The organism is Microvirga pudoricolor (assembly GCF_016892705.1).
Lineage (GTDB): Bacteria > Pseudomonadota > Alphaproteobacteria > Rhizobiales > Beijerinckiaceae > Microvirga > Microvirga pudoricolor.
Map to the genome: position 1 here is coordinate 151,260 of NZ_JAFEMB010000008.1, position 18,605 is coordinate 169,864.

Annotated in this window: 15 protein-coding genes; 12 read left to right on the plus strand and 3 right to left on the minus strand. The window is 64.1% G+C overall.

The annotated features are described in order from the left end of the window. Window positions 1-3 precede the first annotated feature (3 nt). The 12 genes from ILT42_RS20960 (at window position 4) to phhA (ending at window position 14,593) form a co-directional block, all read left to right on the plus strand. Complete coding sequence (locus tag ILT42_RS20960; RefSeq protein ID WP_204217888.1) at window positions 4-1,092, plus strand: branched-chain amino acid ABC transporter permease; 1,089 nt, start codon at window positions 4-6, stop codon at window positions 1,090-1,092. Window positions 1,093-1,146: 54 nt separating this feature from the next. After that, window positions 1,147-2,427, plus strand: a complete 1,281-nt coding sequence (locus tag ILT42_RS20965; protein ID WP_204217890.1) for an ABC transporter substrate-binding protein — start codon at window positions 1,147-1,149, stop codon at window positions 2,425-2,427. A 71-nt stretch (window positions 2,428-2,498) separates the two neighbouring features. Then, entirely contained in the window at window positions 2,499-3,338 is an 840-nt protein-coding gene (locus ILT42_RS20970; RefSeq protein ID WP_229428841.1) for an ABC transporter ATP-binding protein, read from the plus strand. A gap of 116 nt (window positions 3,339-3,454) precedes the next feature. After that, window positions 3,455-4,627: an isovaleryl-CoA dehydrogenase gene (locus ILT42_RS20975; protein ID WP_324617755.1), complete on the plus strand. Its 1,173-nt coding sequence runs from the start codon at window positions 3,455-3,457 to the stop codon at window positions 4,625-4,627. A 37-nt stretch (window positions 4,628-4,664) separates the two neighbouring features. After that, window positions 4,665-6,272 (plus strand): carboxyl transferase domain-containing protein, encoded by a 1,608-nt coding sequence (locus ILT42_RS20980; protein ID WP_204217891.1) that lies wholly within the window; start codon window positions 4,665-4,667, stop codon window positions 6,270-6,272. Between the two features lie 2 nt (window positions 6,273-6,274). Continuing rightward, window positions 6,275-8,260 carry an acetyl-CoA carboxylase biotin carboxylase subunit gene (locus ILT42_RS20985; RefSeq protein WP_204217893.1) on the plus strand — a complete coding sequence of 662 codons (1,986 nt, stop codon included), beginning with the start codon at window positions 6,275-6,277 and terminating at the stop codon, window positions 8,258-8,260. Next, complete coding sequence (locus ILT42_RS20990; RefSeq protein ID WP_204217900.1) at window positions 8,253-9,476, plus strand: phenylacetate--CoA ligase family protein; 1,224 nt, start codon at window positions 8,253-8,255, stop codon at window positions 9,474-9,476. Before ILT42_RS20985 ends, ILT42_RS20990 begins: the two co-directional genes overlap by 8 nt. Window positions 9,477-9,501: 25 nt before the next feature. After that, the gene (locus ILT42_RS20995) at window positions 9,502-10,269 is read left to right on the plus strand and encodes an SDR family NAD(P)-dependent oxidoreductase (RefSeq protein WP_204217905.1); all 768 of its coding nucleotides are present in this window, start codon (window positions 9,502-9,504) and stop codon (window positions 10,267-10,269) included. Between the two features lie 9 nt (window positions 10,270-10,278). Further along, a complete protein-coding gene (locus ILT42_RS21000; RefSeq protein ID WP_204217913.1) occupies window positions 10,279-11,412 on the plus strand; it encodes an acyl-CoA dehydrogenase family protein in 1,134 nt (377 codons plus the stop codon). A gap of 5 nt (window positions 11,413-11,417) precedes the next feature. Continuing rightward, entirely contained in the window at window positions 11,418-12,512 is a 1,095-nt protein-coding gene (locus tag ILT42_RS21005; protein ID WP_204217916.1) for a CaiB/BaiF CoA transferase family protein, read from the plus strand. Between the two features lie 96 nt (window positions 12,513-12,608). Further along, window positions 12,609-13,616 (plus strand): SDR family oxidoreductase, encoded by a 1,008-nt coding sequence (locus ILT42_RS21010; protein WP_204217918.1) that lies wholly within the window; start codon window positions 12,609-12,611, stop codon window positions 13,614-13,616. 101 nt (window positions 13,617-13,717) lie between these two features. Then, window positions 13,718-14,593, plus strand: coding sequence for a phenylalanine 4-monooxygenase (gene phhA / locus ILT42_RS21015; protein ID WP_204217919.1), 876 nt, complete (start codon window positions 13,718-13,720; stop codon window positions 14,591-14,593). A 55-nt stretch (window positions 14,594-14,648) separates the two neighbouring features. Here the strand turns inward: phhA and ILT42_RS21020 are convergent, their stop codons facing one another. From ILT42_RS21020 to ILT42_RS21030, 3 genes are all read right to left on the minus strand, one after another. Beyond that, the gene (locus ILT42_RS21020) at window positions 14,649-15,746 is read right to left on the minus strand and encodes a DUF2778 domain-containing protein (RefSeq protein ID WP_204217921.1); all 1,098 of its coding nucleotides are present in this window, start codon (window positions 15,744-15,746) and stop codon (window positions 14,649-14,651) included. 307 nt (window positions 15,747-16,053) lie between these two features. Continuing rightward, window positions 16,054-17,289, minus strand: coding sequence for a peptidase T (pepT, locus tag ILT42_RS21025; RefSeq protein ID WP_204217923.1), 1,236 nt, complete (start codon window positions 17,287-17,289; stop codon window positions 16,054-16,056). Between the two features lie 69 nt (window positions 17,290-17,358). Then, on the minus strand, window positions 17,359-18,129 hold the full coding sequence (locus ILT42_RS21030) for an alpha/beta hydrolase (protein ID WP_204217925.1): 771 nt from the start codon (window positions 18,127-18,129) through the stop codon (window positions 17,359-17,361). Window positions 18,130-18,605: the final 476 nt, after the last annotated feature.

Below are 18,605 nucleotides of genomic sequence, written 5' to 3' on the forward strand. Positions count from 1 at the left end.
GCCATGGCAGCCTCGAGTCTCATCCCGGCCGGCGACTTCCGCTCCACCTACGGGGCCGACACCACGATCTTTCCTACGGCGACCAGCCGCAACATGGCGATCCTCGGGATCTTGATTCTGGTTGCCGTTCCCACTGCCTTCTCCTGGCTTGGTGTCAGCCCCTACTGGCTGACCCTTCTCATCCAGATCGGCTATTATGGGATCGCGGCTCTAGGCTTGAACATCCTCGTGGGCTTCACGGGCCAGATCTCCATCGGACACGCCGCTTTCTTCGGGTTCGGCGCTTTCGCGTCGGCCTATGTCAGCAGCAAGCTGGGCGTGCCCGTCTTTTTCGCCATCCCGCTCGCGGGCGTGATGACGGCCGCCGTCGGGCTCGTCTTCGGCCTTCCGGCTGCGCGTCTGAAAGGGCTCTATCTCGCCATTGCGACCCTGGCGGCCCAGTACATCCTGCTCGATTTCTTCTCCCGCGCCGAATGGTTCACGGGCGGAACCGTCCCGGCGCTGGCAGAACCGTTCAGCCTGTTCGGCTACACGGTACGCAGCGATCAGCAGTACTTCTATGTGGTGCTGGCCTATCTGGTGGTCTGTTTCCTGCTGGCCACCAACCTCATGCGGTCCCGGGACGGACGGGCTCTCGTGGCGGTTCGGGATCACTACCTATCGGCCGAGATCATGGGGATCAATCTCACCAAGTACCGTACACTCTCCTTCGGCCTTGCCGCTTTCTTCGCAGGCATCGGCGGCGCGCTCTACGCCCACAACCAGGGCGTCGTCTCCAACGAAGGTTTCGGCATCGACCGATCGATCCTATTCCTGGCCATGATCATCATCGGCGGTCTCGGCTCCATCATGGGCACGCTGATGGGTACCGCCTTCATGGTGCTGTTGCCCGAGGCCATGGAATGGCTCACCGCGCTCCTGCGCGACACACCCATCGATCAGGCCCTCGCGCTGCGCCCGAACATCGCCTTCCTGCGCGAGATCGCCATCGGGCTCGTGATCGTCCTGTTCCTCATCTTCGAGCCCGATGGGCTCGCCCACCGCTGGAGGCAGATCAAGGCATATTGGAAGCTCTACCCGTTCTCGCACTGAGACCGGCACACCATGGGAACGCACACAAAATCAAATTTACGCGGAGGAAATCTCATGAAGTTCACGACACTGCTGAAAACCGCATCGGTCGCCGCCCTGGTCACGGGCCTCGCCGGCGCGGCGCAAGCTCAGATCGCGGTCGGTCACCTAGCCGATAATTCCGGCGCTACCTCGGATGTGGGTACGCCGTTCGCCCAAGGCGTCTCGGATGCGCTCGCCTACATCAACAGCAAGGGCGGCATCAACGGCCAGAAGATGACCGTCGACACCGTCGATTACGGCTACCAGGTGCCGCGCGCCGTCGCGCTCTACAAGCGTTGGGTCGGCGACAAGGTCGCGGCGATCCAAGGATGGGGAACCGCCGACACGGAAGCCCTCACGGGCTTCGTAGCGCAGGACCAGATCCCTTATATTTCCGGCTCTTACGCTGGCCAGCTGACGGATCCGACCGGACAGGGCACGAAGGGCTCGAAGCCCGCGCCCTATAATTTCTTCTACGGACCGAGCTATTCGGACGCCCTGCGGGCGATGCTGACCTGGGCGGCCGAGGATTGGAAAACCAAGGGCAAGCCCGGCAAGCCGAAATACGTTCACATGGGCGGAAACCATCCGTACCCGAACTCGCCGAAGGAAGCGGGCGAGACCATCGCCAAGGACCTGGGCTTCGACGTGCTTCCGGCCGTGCAGTTCGCTCTGACGCCTGGCGATTACACCGCTCAGTGCCTGACATTGAAGAGCTCGGGCGCCAACTATGCCTATCTCGGCAACACGGCGGGTTCCAACATCTCCGTGCTCAAGGCCTGCAAGAACGCGGGCGTCGATGTCCAGTTCATGGGCAATGTGTGGGGCATGGACGAGAACGCCGCGAAGGCCGCGGGCGATGCCGCCGACGGCGTGATCTTCCCGGTTCGCACCGGAGTGGTCTCCGGCGGCGATGCTCCCGGCATGAAGACCGTGATGGAGATCACCAAGGTGTCCGATGCGGCCGGCAATGTGTATCGCCCGGTGCATTACATCTCAGGCATCTGCAGCGCCTACTACATGAAGGAAGCCATGGAATGGGCCGCCGCCAACGGTGGCATCAATGGCCCGAACGTGAAGAAGGGCTTCTACGCCAAGAAGGACTGGGTGCCGGTTGGCATGGAGGGCGTGTGTCTTCCCTCCACCTGGACCGAGAAGGACCATCGCGGCATGCTGATGGTGAACCTCTATCGCTCCAAAGTCTCCGGCAGCACGGAAGCACCGCTCGCCGATTTGGCCAAGAACGGCACCATCAAGCTCGAGAAGGTGACCACGATCACCTTGCCGCGAAAGCCGGAATGGCTGGGTTGGTAAGCCCCTGACATCGCGCTGCCCGATCTCCGTGAGTCGGGCAGCGCTCTTCTGATCCAGGAGGAAAGCCGTTGCTGCAGTCCCACGCCGAGCCAGCCCAAGCGCCTGTCGCCGGGATCGCGGCCGAGCCGCTTCTCTCCGTGCGCAACATCGAGGTCGTCTATGACGAGGTGATCCTCGTCCTGCGCGGCCTCAGTCTCGAGATCCCGCGCGGCGCCATCGTGGCGCTCCTCGGCGCGAACGGGGCGGGGAAATCGACGACCCTGAAGGCGATCTCGGGCCTCCTGAAAACGGAGGACGGAGAGGTGACGCGGGGCGAGGTCCTTTTCGACGGCCAGCGCATCGACGGCATCGATCCGGACAAGATTGTCCGGCGCGGCATCTTCCAGGTCATGGAGGGTCGCGGCATTGTGGCCGACATGACCCCGATCGAGAACCTGCGATTGGGCGCCTTCACCCGCCGGGACAACGAGGTCCAGAAGGATCTCGACATGGTCCTGGGCTACTTTCCGCGCCTGCGGGAGCGTACCGGTCTGGCGGGCTATCTCTCCGGGGGCGAGCAACAGATGCTGGCCATCGGGCGCGCCCTCATGGCGAGGCCCAAGCTCATTCTCATGGACGAACCGTCCATGGGACTTTCGCCTCTCCTGGTGAAGGAGGTCTTCGCCATCATCCAGCGCATCAACCGCGATCTCGGCGTCACGATCCTTCTCGTGGAGCAGAACGCCCGCGCGGCCTTATCCGTAGCCTCTCACGGTTACATCATGGAGCAGGGCAAGGTGGTGCTCGACGGGACGGCCGAGGAACTGCGTGACAACGAGGACGTGAAGGAATTTTATCTCGGCGGCGCGGGGGACCAGCGCCGAAGCTTCAAGAACCTGAAGAGCTTCAAGCGCCGCAAGCGCTGGCTCTGATGGACCGAAAGGCTGTCAGTAGACGTTGCACCCCGTCGAAAATGTCGTATGGTGCATTCCAATAAACGAACAAACGTTTGTTTCTAGTTCCCGACAGATGATTGCGGAGACCGCCCGTGATTCTCAATTCCCACCGCAGCTTCAACTTCGATCTCGGCGAGACCGCCGACGCCATCCGTGAAACCGTCCGGGATTTCGCCCAGGACAAGATCGCACCCCGGGCGGAGGAGATCGACCGCACGAACCAGTTCCCCCGTGACCTCTGGGAGCCCATGGGAGCGCTGGGTCTCCACGGCATCACGGTGGAAGAAGAATATGGCGGCACAGGCCTCGGCTATTTGGAGCATGTGGTCGCCGTCGAGGAGGTGTCACGCGCGTCGGCCTCGGTCGGTCTGTCCTATGGGGCGCATTCCAATCTCTGCATCAACCAGATCCGCCGCAACGGCAGTGAAGCGCAAAAGCGGAAGTACCTGCCGAAATTGATTTCGGGCGAGCATGTGGGCGCGCTCGCGATGTCGGAGCCGGGATCCGGGTCGGATGTGGTGTCGATGCGCACCCGCGCCGAAAGGCGGGGCGACCGCTACGTGCTGACGGGCAACAAGATGTGGATCACGAACGGTCCGATCGCCGAGACCCTGGTGGTCTACGCCAAGACGGATCCCGAGGCCGGCCCCAAGGGGATCACGGCCTTTCTCATCGAGAAGGGCATGAAAGGCTTCTCCACCCATCAGAAGCTCGACAAGCTGGGGATGCGGGGCTCGGATACCTGCGAGCTCGTCTTCGAGGATTGCGAGGTGCCCGAAGAGAACGTGCTCGGCTCCGTGGGCAAGGGCGTGAACGTGCTCATGTCGGGCCTGGACTACGAGCGTGCCGTTCTGGCGGCGGGACCCTTGGGAATCATGCAGGCCTGCCTCGACGTGGTGATGCCTTACATCCACGAGCGTAAGCAGTTCGGCCAAGCCATCGGCGAGTTCCAGCTCGTGCAGGGCAAGGTGGCGGACATGTATGTGGAGATGAATGCCGCCAAGTCCTACGTCTATGCGGTGGCCAAGGCTTGCGATCGGAGCGAGACCACGCGGGAGGATGCAGCAGGCGCTATCCTTTACGCGGCCGAGAAGGCCACCAAGTGCGCCCTGGACGCGATCCAACTGCTCGGTGGCAACGGCTACATCAACGACTATCCGACCGGACGCCTCCTGCGGGACGCCAAGCTCTACGAAATCGGTGCGGGCACGAGCGAGATTCGGCGCATGCTGATCGGCCGTGAACTCTTCAACAAGACGGCGTGACGATGCCCTTCCAGTCGTTCAAGGGGAGGTATTCTCCATGCCGGTGATCGCCACATCCGTCGACCTGACCTCCGACGCCGCTTCAGCGAACCGCTCGGCCTGGCGGGCCTTAGCCGACGATCTGCGGGTCAAGCGGGCTGCCGTCGCGGAAGGCGGCCCGGCCAAGGCTCGCGAGCGTCACCTGGCGCGGGGAAAGCTTCTGCCCCGCGAGCGGGTGATGCGGCTGCTCGATCCCGGCGCACCCTTTCTGGAACTGGGGCCGCTCGCCGCCCACGGCATGTATGACGATGCCATTCACGGAGCGGGCATCATCACCGGGATCGGGCGTGTTCAGGGCCGAGAGGTCGTGGTCGTATGCAACGACTCGACCATCAAAGGCGGCACCTACTACCCGATGACGGTGAAGAAGCACTTGCGGGCGCAGGAGGTCGCACGGGAGAACCGTTTGCCCTGTATCTATCTCGTGGATTCCGGCGGCGCGAATCTTCCACACCAGACGGATGTCTTCCCCGATCGGGAGCATTTTGGCCGAATCTTTTACAATCAGGCCACCCTTTCCTCGATGGGCATCCCGCAAATCGCGTGCGTCATGGGGTCCTGCACGGCGGGTGGCGCCTACGTCCCCGCCATGTCGGACGAGACCATCATCGTCCGTCGCCAAGGCACGATCTTCCTGGGCGGTCCGCCGCTCGTGAAGGCGGCAACCGGCGAAGTCGTCTCGGCCGAGGATCTCGGCGGCGCCGACGTCCACGCACGCCAATCCGGGGTGGCGGATCACTACGCCACGGACGACGACCATGCACTGGCCATCGTGCGGCGCATCGTCGGGACGCTCAACTCCCGAAAAGACATCGACATCGACGTGGCGGAGCCGGTGGAGCCGAAATACGCCATCGATGATCTCGACGCCATCGTGCCCACTGACCTCAAGAAGCAATACGACATTCGCGAGGTGATCGCTCGTCTCGTCGACGGCTCGGAATTCGACGAGTTCAAGCGACTGTATGGCACCACACTGGTGACCGGCTTTGCTCGGATCTGGGGCATGCCGGTCGGCATTATTGCCAATAACGGCATTCTGTTTTCGGAAAGCGCCTTGAAGGGCGCCCACTTCATCGAATTGTGCTGTCAGCGCCGTGTTCCGCTGTTGTTTCTACAGAACATCTCCGGCTTCATGGTCGGCAGCCAGTACGAGAAGGGCGGCATTGCCAAGGACGGCGCGAAGCTCGTCACCGCCGTGGCCTGCGCGCAGGTGCCGAAAATCACGCTGCTGGTCGGCGGCTCGTTCGGGGCGGGCAATTATGGAATGTGCGGCCGAGCCTACTCACCTCGCTTCCTGTTCACCTGGCCCAATTCGCGCATCTCGGTGATGGGAGGCGAACAGGCCGCAAGCGTTCTCGCAACCGTTCGCCGGGACAATATCGAAGCCGACGGCAGGACCTGGAGTGCCGAGGAGGAGGAAGCCTTCAAGGCTCCCGTCCGCGACAAGTATGAGGAGGAGGGCAACCCCTATCATGCCTCCGCCCGTTTGTGGGATGACGGCATCATCCTGCCATCCGAGACCCGCCGGGTTCTTGGGCTTGCATTCTCGGCTGCCTTGAACGCGCCGATTCCGAAGACACAGTTCGGCATTTTCAGGATGTGACGATGACGCTCCCGCAAAGCCACAACCTGACCTCGGTTCTCATCGCCAATCGTGGCGAAATCGCCTGCCGCATCATACGCACGGCGCAGCGTCTTGGTTTACGCACCATTGCGGTATATTCCGATGCGGACGCGGATGCCCTCTTCGTCCAGATGGCCGACGAGGCGCATCATATCGGCCCGCCGCCTGCCCGCGAAAGCTATCTCCAGATCGACAAGATCCTGGAGGTGGCCAAGCGGACAGGCGCGTCCTGCATCCATCCCGGCTACGGCTTCCTGTCGGAGCGGGCCGAGTTCGCGGACGCCTGTGCGGCCAACGGCATCGTTTTCGTCGGTCCTCCCGCCTCCTCGATCCGGGCCATGGGCCTGAAGGATGCCGCCAAGGCACTAGTCGAGAAGGCTGGCGTCCCGGTGGTGCCAGGTTACCACGGTGTCCGGCAGGAGCCGGATTTCCTGCGTCAGAAAGCTTATGAGATCGGCTACCCGGTTCTCATCAAGGCGGTCGCGGGCGGCGGCGGCAAGGGTATGCGACGGGTGGACAAGGCGGCGGATTTCGACGCCGCCCTGGACAGCGCTCAGCGAGAGGCGCAGAATGCCTTCGGCGATCCTCGCGTCTTGGTCGAGAAATATGTGCTCTCTCCACGGCACATCGAGATCCAAGTGTTCGCCGATTCCCATGGCAATGTCGTCCATCTCTTCGAACGGGACTGTTCGCTCCAGCGCCGGCACCAGAAGGTTATCGAGGAGGCGCCCGCACCAGGCATGCCACCCGAGATGCGTGACGCCATGGGTCGCGCCGCAGTGGAGGCAGCTCGCGCTGTCGGATATGTCGGCGCCGGTACCGTGGAGTTCATCGCCGACGGTCGGGAGGGGCTGCGTCCGGACCGGTTTTACTTCATGGAAATGAACACCCGTCTGCAAGTGGAGCATCCCGTCACCGAAGCCATCACGGGGCTCGACCTCGTCGAACTCCAGTTTCGAGCCGCCGCTGGCGAGAAGCTTCCTTTCGATCAGACCGATCTCGAAATTCAGGGCCACGCGGTCGAGGCCCGGCTCTATGCCGAGGATCCGGAAAAGGAGTTTCTGCCCTCCACCGGCAAGCTCTGGGCCCTGGAATTTCCAGAACACGACGGCATCCGCATCGATACAGGCGTCGAAGCGGGCGATGAGGTTACGCCCTATTACGACCCGATGATCGCTAAGGTCATCGCTCATGGCGCCACTCGCGACGAGGCGTTATCCAAGCTGGCGAAGGCACTGAGCGAGACCATCGTGGCGGGGCCGAAGACGAACATTGCCTTCCTGAAGAACCTCTGCGAGGCGGACGGCTTCAAGGCCGGCGCATTCGACACGGGTTTCATCGACCGTAACATGCAAGCGCTGGGGGCCGTTGCAGTCGAGGTCGACGAGGACGTCCTCGCCGCTGGCGCCCTTTACCTTATCGAGCGGGAGGCCGAACGTCTGTTGTTCGGGCCTGTGTCCAGGGTGGGTCGCGTGGAAAGCCCCTGGTCCATCGACGACGGTTTTCAGCTTATCGGATCCCGTGAAACGGGGCTGTCACTCATCGTCGATGGGGAGGCCCGGAAGGTGCGCGTGACATGGGATCGCAATGGGCCCGCGATCGCTTCGGACAGCGAAACCGTCCGTGACTTCACCATCGTGGAAGCCGACGATGCGGCTATCGTCTTGCATCAAGGCCGCCAGACCCGGGTCATCCTTCACGATCCTTTTGCGGTCGATCTCGAGCACTTGGGCGAGGGGAGTTCGATCAAGGCCCCGATGCATGGCAAGGTGGTGGCTGTTTTCGTCCAGCCCGGCGATCGTGTCGAGAAGGGGCAGCGCCTTGCTATCGTCGAGGCCATGAAGATGGAGCACGTGCTCACGGCGCCCTTCGAGGCCGAGATCGCCGAGGTGGCGGCGGAAGCCGGCGCCCAGGTCGCCGAGGGTGCCAGGCTGATCGTGCTCAAGACGGAGGATGGCGATGGCTGAAGCGCTCGACGCTCTTGAAACCCGCGAACCGGCACAACGCGAGAGAGACCTATTCGCCCGTCTGCCGGATGTTCTCGCGGCAGCCATGCGGGCCCCCGCTTACGCGGAGCATCTCCAAGGCGTAGATCCCGGATCCATCACGGGTCGAGAGGCTCTGGCCCAGCTTCCGGTCCTGCGCAAAGCCGACCTGCCGGCACTCCAGAGGAATGGACCGCCCTTCGGAGGCTTCGTGGCCGAGCCGATGTCGTCGTTCTCTCGATTGTTCACGTCTCCCGGACCGATCTTCGAACCGGAGACCACGGGCCTGGATCCATGGCGCATGGCGCGTTGTCTGGCAGCTGCGGGCCTTCGCGTCGGAGACGTCGTGCTGAATACGTTCAGCTATCACCTGACGCCCGGCGGTTTCATATTCGACGGCGGCGCGCGGGCCCTGGGATGCCCCGTCATCCCGGCGGGTCCGGGCAATACGGAGGCGCAATTCGAGCTGATCGAGGCTTATCGACCGGTCGCCTATTGCGGCACGCCGGACTTCCTGAAGATTCTGCTCGACGGCGCAGAGGTGGCAGGACGTGACGTGTCCTCCATCAAGCGTGCAGTCGTATCGGGCGCAGCCTTCCCTAAAGCGCTCCAGGAGGAGATCAGGGCGCGCGGCGTGGATGCCTATCAAGCCTACGCCACAGCCGACCTCGGGCTCGTGGCCTACGAGACCTCTGCTCGCGATGGGATGGTTGTCAACGAAGGACTGATCGTTGAAATCGTGCGTCCTGGCACGGGCAACCCCGTCCCGGAGGGCGATGTAGGAGAGATTCTCGTCACATCACTCGACCCGAAGCATCCCTGGATCCGGCTGGCGCTTGGAGACCTCACGGCTGCGCTCCCTGGCATCAGCGCTTGTGGGCGGACGAACATGCGCATCAAGGGCTGGATGGGACGCGCCGACCAGACCACGAAGGTGAAGGGCATGTTCGTTCGACCGGAACAGGTCGCCGAAATCGGACGCCGCCATCCGGAACTCGGACGCCTTCGCCTCGTGGTCACCCGGGATGACGACACGGACGCGATGACGCTTTATGCGGAAGGTGCGGAGGTGGACGCCGAAGCGGTGGCTGCGACGCTCCAGGCCATCACGAAATTGCGCGGAGGCGTCGAACCCGTCTCGCTGGGCCGGTTGCCCAATGACGGCAAGATCATCGAGGATCGGCGGGATCATAGCTGAATCCGACAGAGAGGACATACCCGACATGCAGATCAAGGACCGCGTTTTCATCGTCACGGGCGGCGGCTCGGGTCTCGGTGCCGCGACCGGCCGCATGATCGTGGGCGAGGGCGGATCCGTAATCCTCGCCGATGTGAACGAAAGCGCAGGGCGCGCCATGGCTGAGGAACTGGCCGCAATGGCCCGTTTCGTTCGGGCCGACGTGACGAAGGAGGCGGACGGACAGGCCGTGGTGGCCGCCGCCATCGACCAGTTCGGCGGGCTGCATGGTCTGGCGAATTGTGCCGGCATCGTCATCGGAGAGCGGGTGCTCGGCCGAGAGGCGCCGCACTCGCTCGAGAGCTTCACGCGGGTCATCAATGTAAATCTCATTGGCGCTTTCAACATGATGCGCTTGGCGGCCGCCGCGATGGCCAAGGGCGAGCCGAACGACGACGGTGAGCGAGGCGTCATCATCAATACGGCCTCGGTGGCCGCCTTCGATGGACAGATCGGTCAGGCCGCCTATGCGGCTTCCAAGGCGGGTATCGTGGGCTTGTCGCTGCCCATGGCCCGGGAGCTGGCACGGTACGGGATCCGCGTCGTGAGCATTGCGCCGGGCATCTTCGAAACCCCCATGATGGCAGGCATGACCCAGGAGGTACGGGATGCCCTGGGCCAGTCCGTACCCTTCCCGGCGCGTCTCGGAAAGCCGGCGGAGTATGCTTCGCTCGTCAAGCACATCTGCGAGAACCCGATGCTGAACGGTGAGGTGATCCGCTTGGACGGGGCGCTGCGCATGGCACCCAAATAGGTTCGATCCATGATCCCCACCGAAGAACAGATCCAGATCCGAGACGCCGCCCGTGACTTCGCAAGGGAACGACTGGCTCCCTTCGCGGCCCAATGGGATCGGGCGCATAGCTATCCTACCGAAGCCATCCGCGAGATGGCCGAGATGGGCTTTTTCGGTATGGTCGTGCCGGAGGAGTGGGGTGGGTCGGAAACCGGCCAAGTGGCCTATGCCATGGCACTGGAGGAGATCGCTGCCGGCGACGGCGCCTGCTCGACCATCATGAGCGTGCACAATTCGGTAGGCTGCATGCCGATCCTGAAATTCGGCACGACGGAGCAGAAGGAGCGATTTCTCCGACCTCTTGCGTCCGGCCAATGGATCGGCGCCTTCGCCCTCACCGAACCGCAGGCGGGGTCTGACGCCGCGAACCTGCGGACCAGGGCACGGCGTGACGGCAACAGCTCCTATGTACTCAACGGCACCAAGCAGTTCATCACCTCCGGCCGCACTGGAAACGTGGTAATCACCTTCGCGGTGACGGATCCGGACGCCGGCAAGAAGGGCATATCGGCATTTATCGTACCGACGGACACACTTGGCTATGAAGTCGCTCGGGTCGAGGACAAGCTGGGGCAGCATGCGTCCGACACCTGCCAGATCACCTTCAACGACTTGCGCATCCCGGCCGAATATCGTCTTGGCGAAGAGGGTGAGGGCTACCGCATCGCTCTGTCCAACCTGGAGGGCGGACGGATCGGTATCGCATCCCAGTCCGTTGGGATGGCGCGGGCCGCGTTCGAAGTGGCGCGGGATTACGCGAAGGACCGCGAAACCTTCGGCAAGCCACTGATGGCTCACCAAGCGGTTGCTTTCCGCCTCGCCGACATGGCGACACAGATCGCCGTCGCACGCCAGATGGTCCTGCATGCGGCCTCCCTGCGCGAGGCAGGGCAACCCTGCTTGACGGAAGCCTCCATGGCGAAGCTCTTCGCGTCAGAGATGGCCGAGAAGGTCTGTTCCGACGCCATCCAGATTCTGGGTGGCTACGGTTACCTCTCCGATTTCCCGGTGGAGCGGATCTACCGCGACGTGCGGGTGTGCCAGATCTACGAAGGTGCCAGCGACATCCAGCGTCTCCTCATCGCGCGCAATCTCGGGTGAGCCTCATGAGCGAGCCGCGACCGCCGGACGGGCCCCTGGCAGGGGTCAGGATCGTCGAGTTTGCGGGCATCGGCCCTGGGCCGTTCGCCGCCATGCTGCTCGCCGATATGGGAGCGGACATCGTTCGGATCGACCGACCCGGAGGCGCGGACCCGTACTCGAAGCATGTGCTCACCCGAAGCCGCCCGACTGTCACGGCAGACCTCAAGGATGCGGCTCAGCTTGCCCGGGTTCTGGATCTGGTAGACAGGGCCGATGCCCTTATCGAGGGTTTCCGTCCCGGTGTCATGGAACGCCTCGGCTTGGGACCCGATGTATTGCTCGCCCGCAATCCGCGCCTCGTCTACGGTCGCATGACAGGCTGGGGGCAGACCGGGCCCTTGGCTCAGGCGGCCGGACACGACATCAATTACATCGCCATCACGGGCGCACTGGCAGCCGTCGGTCCGGCCAGGAAGCCAGCGATCCCGCTCAACCTCGTCGGCGATTTCGGCGGCGGATCCCTTTATCTCGCCATGGGCATCCTGGCTGGCGTGATATCGGCAAGGCAGACCGGCCGGGGGCAGGTTGTGGATTGCGCGATCTGCGACGGCGCGGCCTCCCTCATGGCCATGTTTTCCGATCTGTCGGCCCAGGGGCGCTGGGTAGACGGACGGGAGGAGAACCTGCTGGACGGAGGCGCGCATTACTACGAGACTTATGTCTGCGCCGATGGCAAACACATCTCCATCGGGGCTCTCGAGCCGCAATTCTATGCCGAACTCGTCCGGCGGACGGGATTAACGGGGGAGGGCGTTCCCGACCGGGAGGAGCCTGGCGCCGAACCGATTCTCCGTGAACGGTTCGCCACGGTGTTTCGAACAAAGACCCGCGCCGAGTGGTGCGCAATCCTGGAGGGGACGGATGCCTGTTTCGCCCCTGTCCTCACCCTCGCGGAGGCGGGCAGCCATCCCCATCTTGCCGCGCGTGGAACGTTCGTAACGGTTGATGGGGTGCCTCAACCAGCTCCTGCGCCACGCTTCTCGCGGACGCCCTCAGCCGTTCGCACAATTGGCGAAGGGCCGGCCAAGCTGGAAGACGCGATTGCGTCGTGGCGTTGAGCCCTAAGGCCTGCGAGGGATCAATTTCAAAGCCGCGGAGTTCTTCGTCCTTTCGCGATCGCTCGTCGGGAGCGTGGTCAAAAGGCGGAGCGCGCCATGAGGAACCTCAAAGGCCAAGTTGTCGTCATCACAGGCGCGTCGAGCGGGATTGGCCGAGCGGCCGCAAGAGCTTTTGCCGGGCAGGGTGCGAGCGTCGTCCTGGCGGCGCGCCGCGAAGACCTCTTGCGGGAGGTTGCGCGGGAGTGCCAAAGGGCAGGGGTGAGAGCCGTGACGGTGCCCACGGACGTAACGGTTCCGGAGGCCGTGGAGGAGCTGGCGCAAGCCGCACTCGACGCTTTCGGCGGCGTCGACGTTTGGATCAACAACGCGGGCACAGGTGTCTTTGGCCCCTTTACGGATGGCGCTCTGGAACTCCACCGCCGCGTGATCGAAACCAATCTGCTTGGAACCATGCATGGATGCTATTCGGTCCTGCCCGTCTTCCTTCGGCAGGGACACGGCGTCCTGATCAATAACATCTCCATGGGTGGGTGGGCGCCGACGCCGTTCGCGGCAGCCTATACGGCGAGCAAATTCGGCCTGCGAGGCTTCACGGCGAGCCTGAGGCAGGAATTGCACGATCACCGCGGCATCCACATCTGCGCCGTATTTCCCGCGATCATCGATACTCCAGGTTTCATGCACGGCGCGAACGTGTCGGGCCGTGAGCTTGAGCCCTCCGGATCGCTCTACGCGCCCGAGGACGTGGCCCGTACGTTCGTGAACCTTGTTCATAGGCCGCGTGACGAGGTGGCTGTCGGCTGGACCGCCCGTGCGGCGCAGGTCGCCTATGCGGTCGCGCCCGGGCCGGTCGAGCACCTCATGGGCCTTGCCTTCCGTCGGTATCTGAGACGCGCCCGCCCGGCTCCTTGGACAGAGGGGGCGCTTCTGCGGCCTATGCCTGAGGGCAGGGGCGTCAGCGGTGGCCTTCGCCAAGGGAGGGCTAGGAGGACCGACGGCCAGGGGCTGTCCGATTTCCAGCGCGGGACCTTCGGGCTTGTCCTGGCGGGCGCGCTCGTGGCCACAGCCGCCGTAGCGTTCCAGGCGCGGCGCCTATCGGCATAGAGGCGAACTGGCCAAGCTTTCAGGCGTTATCCTGTCGCGAGCATCCAGGGAAGCCGGCGGACGAGACCGGGCAGGATCCCTCGCCCTCAGGAGGAATGCCCATGACCGGACACGCCGTGCTCACCGCCCGCTCCAAGGACGAATGCATCGTCGATCAGGGCTGGGAGAAATATACGCCCGACGATCACGAAACCTGGCGCATCCTGTTCGAGCGGCAGCAGGCTGTCCTGAGAGGGCGGGTCTGCCAGGAATACCTGGATGGGTTGGAGGCCCTCGGGATCGGCCCGGAGGGCGTACCCGACTTCGACCGCATGAATGCCAACCTGCGCAAGCTCACAGGCTGGGAAGTGGTTGCGGTTCCAGGCCTGATCCCATCAAGACCCTTCTTCGAGATGCTGGCCAACCGCCAGTTTCCGGCCGGGACGTTCATTCGGACCCGCGCACAACTCGATTACCTGGAGGAGCCGGACATTTTCCACGACGTTTTCGGGCATGTGCCACTTCTCACGAACCCGGCCTATGCCGATTACATGGCCGAGTACGGCCGCATCGGTCGTGAGGCTGTTGAGCGCAAAGGCGTGAAGTTCCTGGCGCGTTTGAATTGGTACACGATCGAGTTCGGCCTTATCCGTAAACCTGAAGGCGTGCAGATCTATGGCGCCGGGATCGTGTCGTCGTTCGGTGAAGCCAAGTACGTGACAGAGAACCTCTCCGCTCATCATCTCGGATTCGATCTCGATCGCGTGCTGCGCACCGGCTATTACATCGATGATTTCCAGGCCAGCTACTTCGTGATCGATAGCTTCGAAGACCTTTTCAGCCTTTTGGAGGGCCGCGACTTCATCGCCGCCTTCGAGGAATTGCGGCCGTTGCCTGCGCACACGCCCTTCGAAATCCTGCCCGAGGACAAGGTTTGGCGGCAGGGCACGGGGGAGTACTGGCGAGACTTTCCTCAGACCAAGCCGAAGCTGAAATAGGCACAGGAACCATGGCGTCGAAGGAGAGGCTCAATCTGCCCTTCCATGCGAAACACTAGCGCCGTGCCACGCGCGGCAGGAGATCCTGCCGGCTTCCCGCTGTGACGACGACGCGTTTCACCTCGCCACGCAGATAGGCCTGGAGGAAGCGGTCATAGTTCTTGAACGAGATGCAGCCGTTCGAATCGCCGTTGGGACCGAGCATGTAAGTATGCGCCAGGATCCCATCACGTCCGTAGATGGCGGCGCTCCCGCCCACCGGGAGCATTCGGATGGCGCGCACGCCATGGAACAGGGCCTCACGCTCCCGAAGGACATAGGTGCCGGGCGGCGTCGCACCTTTCATCCTCACGTTCACGTAGCGCGGGTCGTCCATCATGCTGCCGAGGCCGGAATGAGCCTCCAGGCGCTCTCCATTGGGAAGGGTGACGACCTTGGCGGTGATATCGTACACCGCGGTGTAGGCGTCGGCTGAAGGGACGATGGTGCCGAGGCGCGACGTCGCCCCGCCACCGAGGTTCGTGTCGACCGAGGCGTATCCCAAAGCGGAATCAGGCGTGTTTTTCACACCGAAGAGGCGTTCGAAGAATGAGGGGTTGCTGGGCAGTTCTTCGGGAGCCGCCGCGACCTTCATGGGGCGGGACAGGGGAGCTCGCGCCACCTGGGCTGGCTGTGCGGGAGGCTCCACGGGGGCACGCAGATCCACCGGGCGAGGCACGGGCAGGGGAACCGGCGCGGCCACGGCGACGGTTTGGGCCGGCTCGGGCGGCGCCACGGCCTCCCTCTCCGGTCGAGACGGCGCGGCGGCTGCAAAAACCTGAGGTGAAGCCACCGGAGGCGCTTTGAACGCGCTCGCCAATGGCGCCATGGCCGCGAATCCGTCCGCGCCCGGCAGGGTGCGGTTCGGGTCGATCAGGGACCGGTCGTGCAGGGTGGCCGCAACGACCGGCGGTGTCGGCGCGGAGATTGGATGGGGCGGGACCTCGGCCTTGCGCTCGGCAGCAGCGTTCATGGGAATATCGGCGGATGTCGGGCGATGAGCGTAAAAATAGGCAGGGCTGAGCGAGGCCGCCACCAAAGCTGCCGTCAGGAGCAGCCGGCCCCGGCTGCGGCGCCGGATGGGACGAACGGTGGAATAACGCTTGGACGCCATGACGAACTCTACGCAACAACTCGGTCCGCGCACGGCGCGGGACAACGCTTACTGCGGTGCATTAGATGCGAGTTTGGTTAAAGGACCGATAATCGCGTCCGAGGAGATGCCTCGATGCCGGCATCGGCCTCGGTGGTCCATTCGTCCGGGCGTCGGTGCGCAATGAGTCGGAGAACGACATCATCGGCACAGTGGCGGACCAGCTGCCCGACAGGGTGTCGGACTAGGTTCATCGCAACATGGCGGAGCCGGGCTCCGCCAAGCCGTCATCGCGCTAGCCTCGCAGGAGGGACTGTAGGGGAGCGCGTCAGGCGCGCTCTTCCCACACCTTCGCCAGTTCGACGATGGTCTGGGCCGCCTTTTCCATGTCTTTCGTGCTCACGAATTCCAGCGGCGAGTGGAACGCGTGGCCGCCCGCGAAGATGTTGGCGCAGGGCAGGCCCATGAAGGACAGGCGCGAGCCGTCCGTGCCGCCGCGAATGCTGCCGCGCACGGGCTCCATTCCGGCCCGGCGGATCGCCTCCACGGCGTTCTCGACGATCTCCGGATTCCGGTCGAGCACCTCCTTCATGTTGCGGTACTGCTCCTTGACCGTGAACGTGTAAGTCGAGCCCGGATAGGCTTTCATGACGTCTTTCACGATGTCTTCGAGCAGGGCCTCCTTCTGCTTTAGGCCCGCTTCGGTGAAGTCGCGGATGATGAAGCTCAACGTGGCCTTCTCCATCACGCCTGTGAGGCCCGTGGGATGGATGAAGCCGTCGCGGCCCTTCGTCGTCTCGGGGGCTTGGTCCTTCGGCAGACGGTCGATGACGGCGCCCGCGATGCGGATGGCGTTCTCCATCTTGCCGTAGGCGAAGCCCGGATGGATCGCCACGCCCTTGATGGCGATCTCCACGCCGTCGGCGGAGAACGACTCGTCCTCGATCGAGCCCGCCGTTTCGCCGTCCATGGTGTAGCCGAAGGCCGCGCCGAGCTTCTCCAGGTCCACCTTGTTGACCCCGCGCCCGATCTCCTCGTCCGGCGTGAACAGGATGCGGATGGTGCCGTGCTTCACGTCCGGATTCTGTATGAGGAATTCCGCCGCCGTCATGATCTCGGCGACGCCCGCCTTGTCGTCGGCTCCCAGCAGCGTGGTGCCGTCCGTCGTGATGATGTCGTGTCCGATGAGGGTGTTCAGCACCGGGTGGTCCGCCACGCGGATGACCTCGCCGGAGGCGCCCGGCAGGCGGATGTCGCCGCCGCCGTAGCTCTTCACGATCTGCGGCTTCACGCCCGTGCCGGAGAAGTCCGGAGCGGTGTCCACGTGGGCGCAGACGCAGATGACCGGCACGTTGTTCTTCGGCGTGTTGGACGGGATGGTCCCGTAGACGTAGCCGTGCTCGTCCAGATGCGCGTCCGACACGCCGATCTCCAACAGTTCCTCCACGAGGAGGCGGCTGAGATCCTTCTGCTTCTCGGTGGAGGGCTGCGAGGGCGACTTGGCGTCGGACTGGGTGTCGATGTCGACGTAACGGAGGAACCGTTCGGTAACGCTGGCTTCCATGGGGGCGTGATTCCGCTTGGCGTGGATGTGGGGAGCCTTGTAGCGGGGCGGGGAGCGTTCGTGAATGCCCTAACGTCGCCCCGCTGCTTTCAGGATCAGCCCGGCGATGGTTTGCGGCTGCGAGATCAGGGCGAGATGGCTCGCCTTTACCTCGATGATGTCCGCGCCCATGCGTTTGGCCATGAAGCGCTGAAGGTCGGGGTTGATGGTCCGGTCTTCGGTGGAGACGGCGTAGAAGCTCGGCTTCGAGCGCCAGGCCGCCTGGCTCGTGCGGCCCGCCAGGAGGGCCCTGTGGAAGGGCTCCTGCACCGCATAGAGCACGCGCGCCTTCGCGGCGGGCAGGTCGCCCGCGAAATCCCGCAGGAACGCCTCCTCGGTGAGCCGCCCCTCGTCGCCGTCGAACACGATGCCCGCCGAGGCGGGGGGCGTGGGATAGCCGGAGGCGAGGGCGGTGTAGTCCTCGCCCGCGTCCGGCGCCCGCGCCGCGACATAGACCAGCGCCGACACCTTCGGGTCCGCGCCCGCCTCGGTGACGATCATGCCGGAGAACGAGTGGCCCGCCAGCACCACTGGCCCCTCCTGCCGGGCCAGGACGCGCCGGGCGGCCGCGACGGCCTCGTCCAGGGAGGTGAGCGGGTTCTGCACCGACGTGACCGACAGCCCAGCGCCTTGCAGAATCGGGATCACCTCCGACCAGCACGACCCATCCGCGAACAGCCCATGCACCAGCACCACGCTCCTGGCCGCCGGCACCGGGCCGGGGCTTTGCGCCGATGCAGGCCCCAGCGCCGCCAGGGCGCCCGTGGCAGCGAGGGACGCGACAAAGGTTCGGCGGTCCATGGTCGATCCTCCAAGCCCACATGCGGCCCCGCGATGGTCCCCGAGGATTGCGGAGAAACTTGGGTGTGCGGCGGAGTGCGCCACGCCGGTTCCCTCCGTCCTACTGTGAAGCGCCAACGCGCCGACCGTCATGCCCGGCCTTGAGCCGGCCACCCACGGACCCGCGTCGCAAGACGTGGGTCCCCGGCTCAAGGCTGGGGCTGACGACAGTGAGGGCCATGACGGAGGGGAAGCAGGATCCGCGCCCATTGACCCCCGCCACCGCTTGCGTGTTATCTCGTCACCGGAGCCGGACGCATTCGGCTCTGGGGCGTGAGAACCTCTTCCACGGCGGCCGGTATCGGCCGCGACGATGCCTTCCCAGCTACGGCCGGGGAGGCGATGGCGCATGTCCAGGGTGAAAGCCTAAAGGTCATCGCGGTCGTCTACAGGCGGCTTCTCAACTTGTATGTTGATTGGAGCGCTGCTTGCAGATG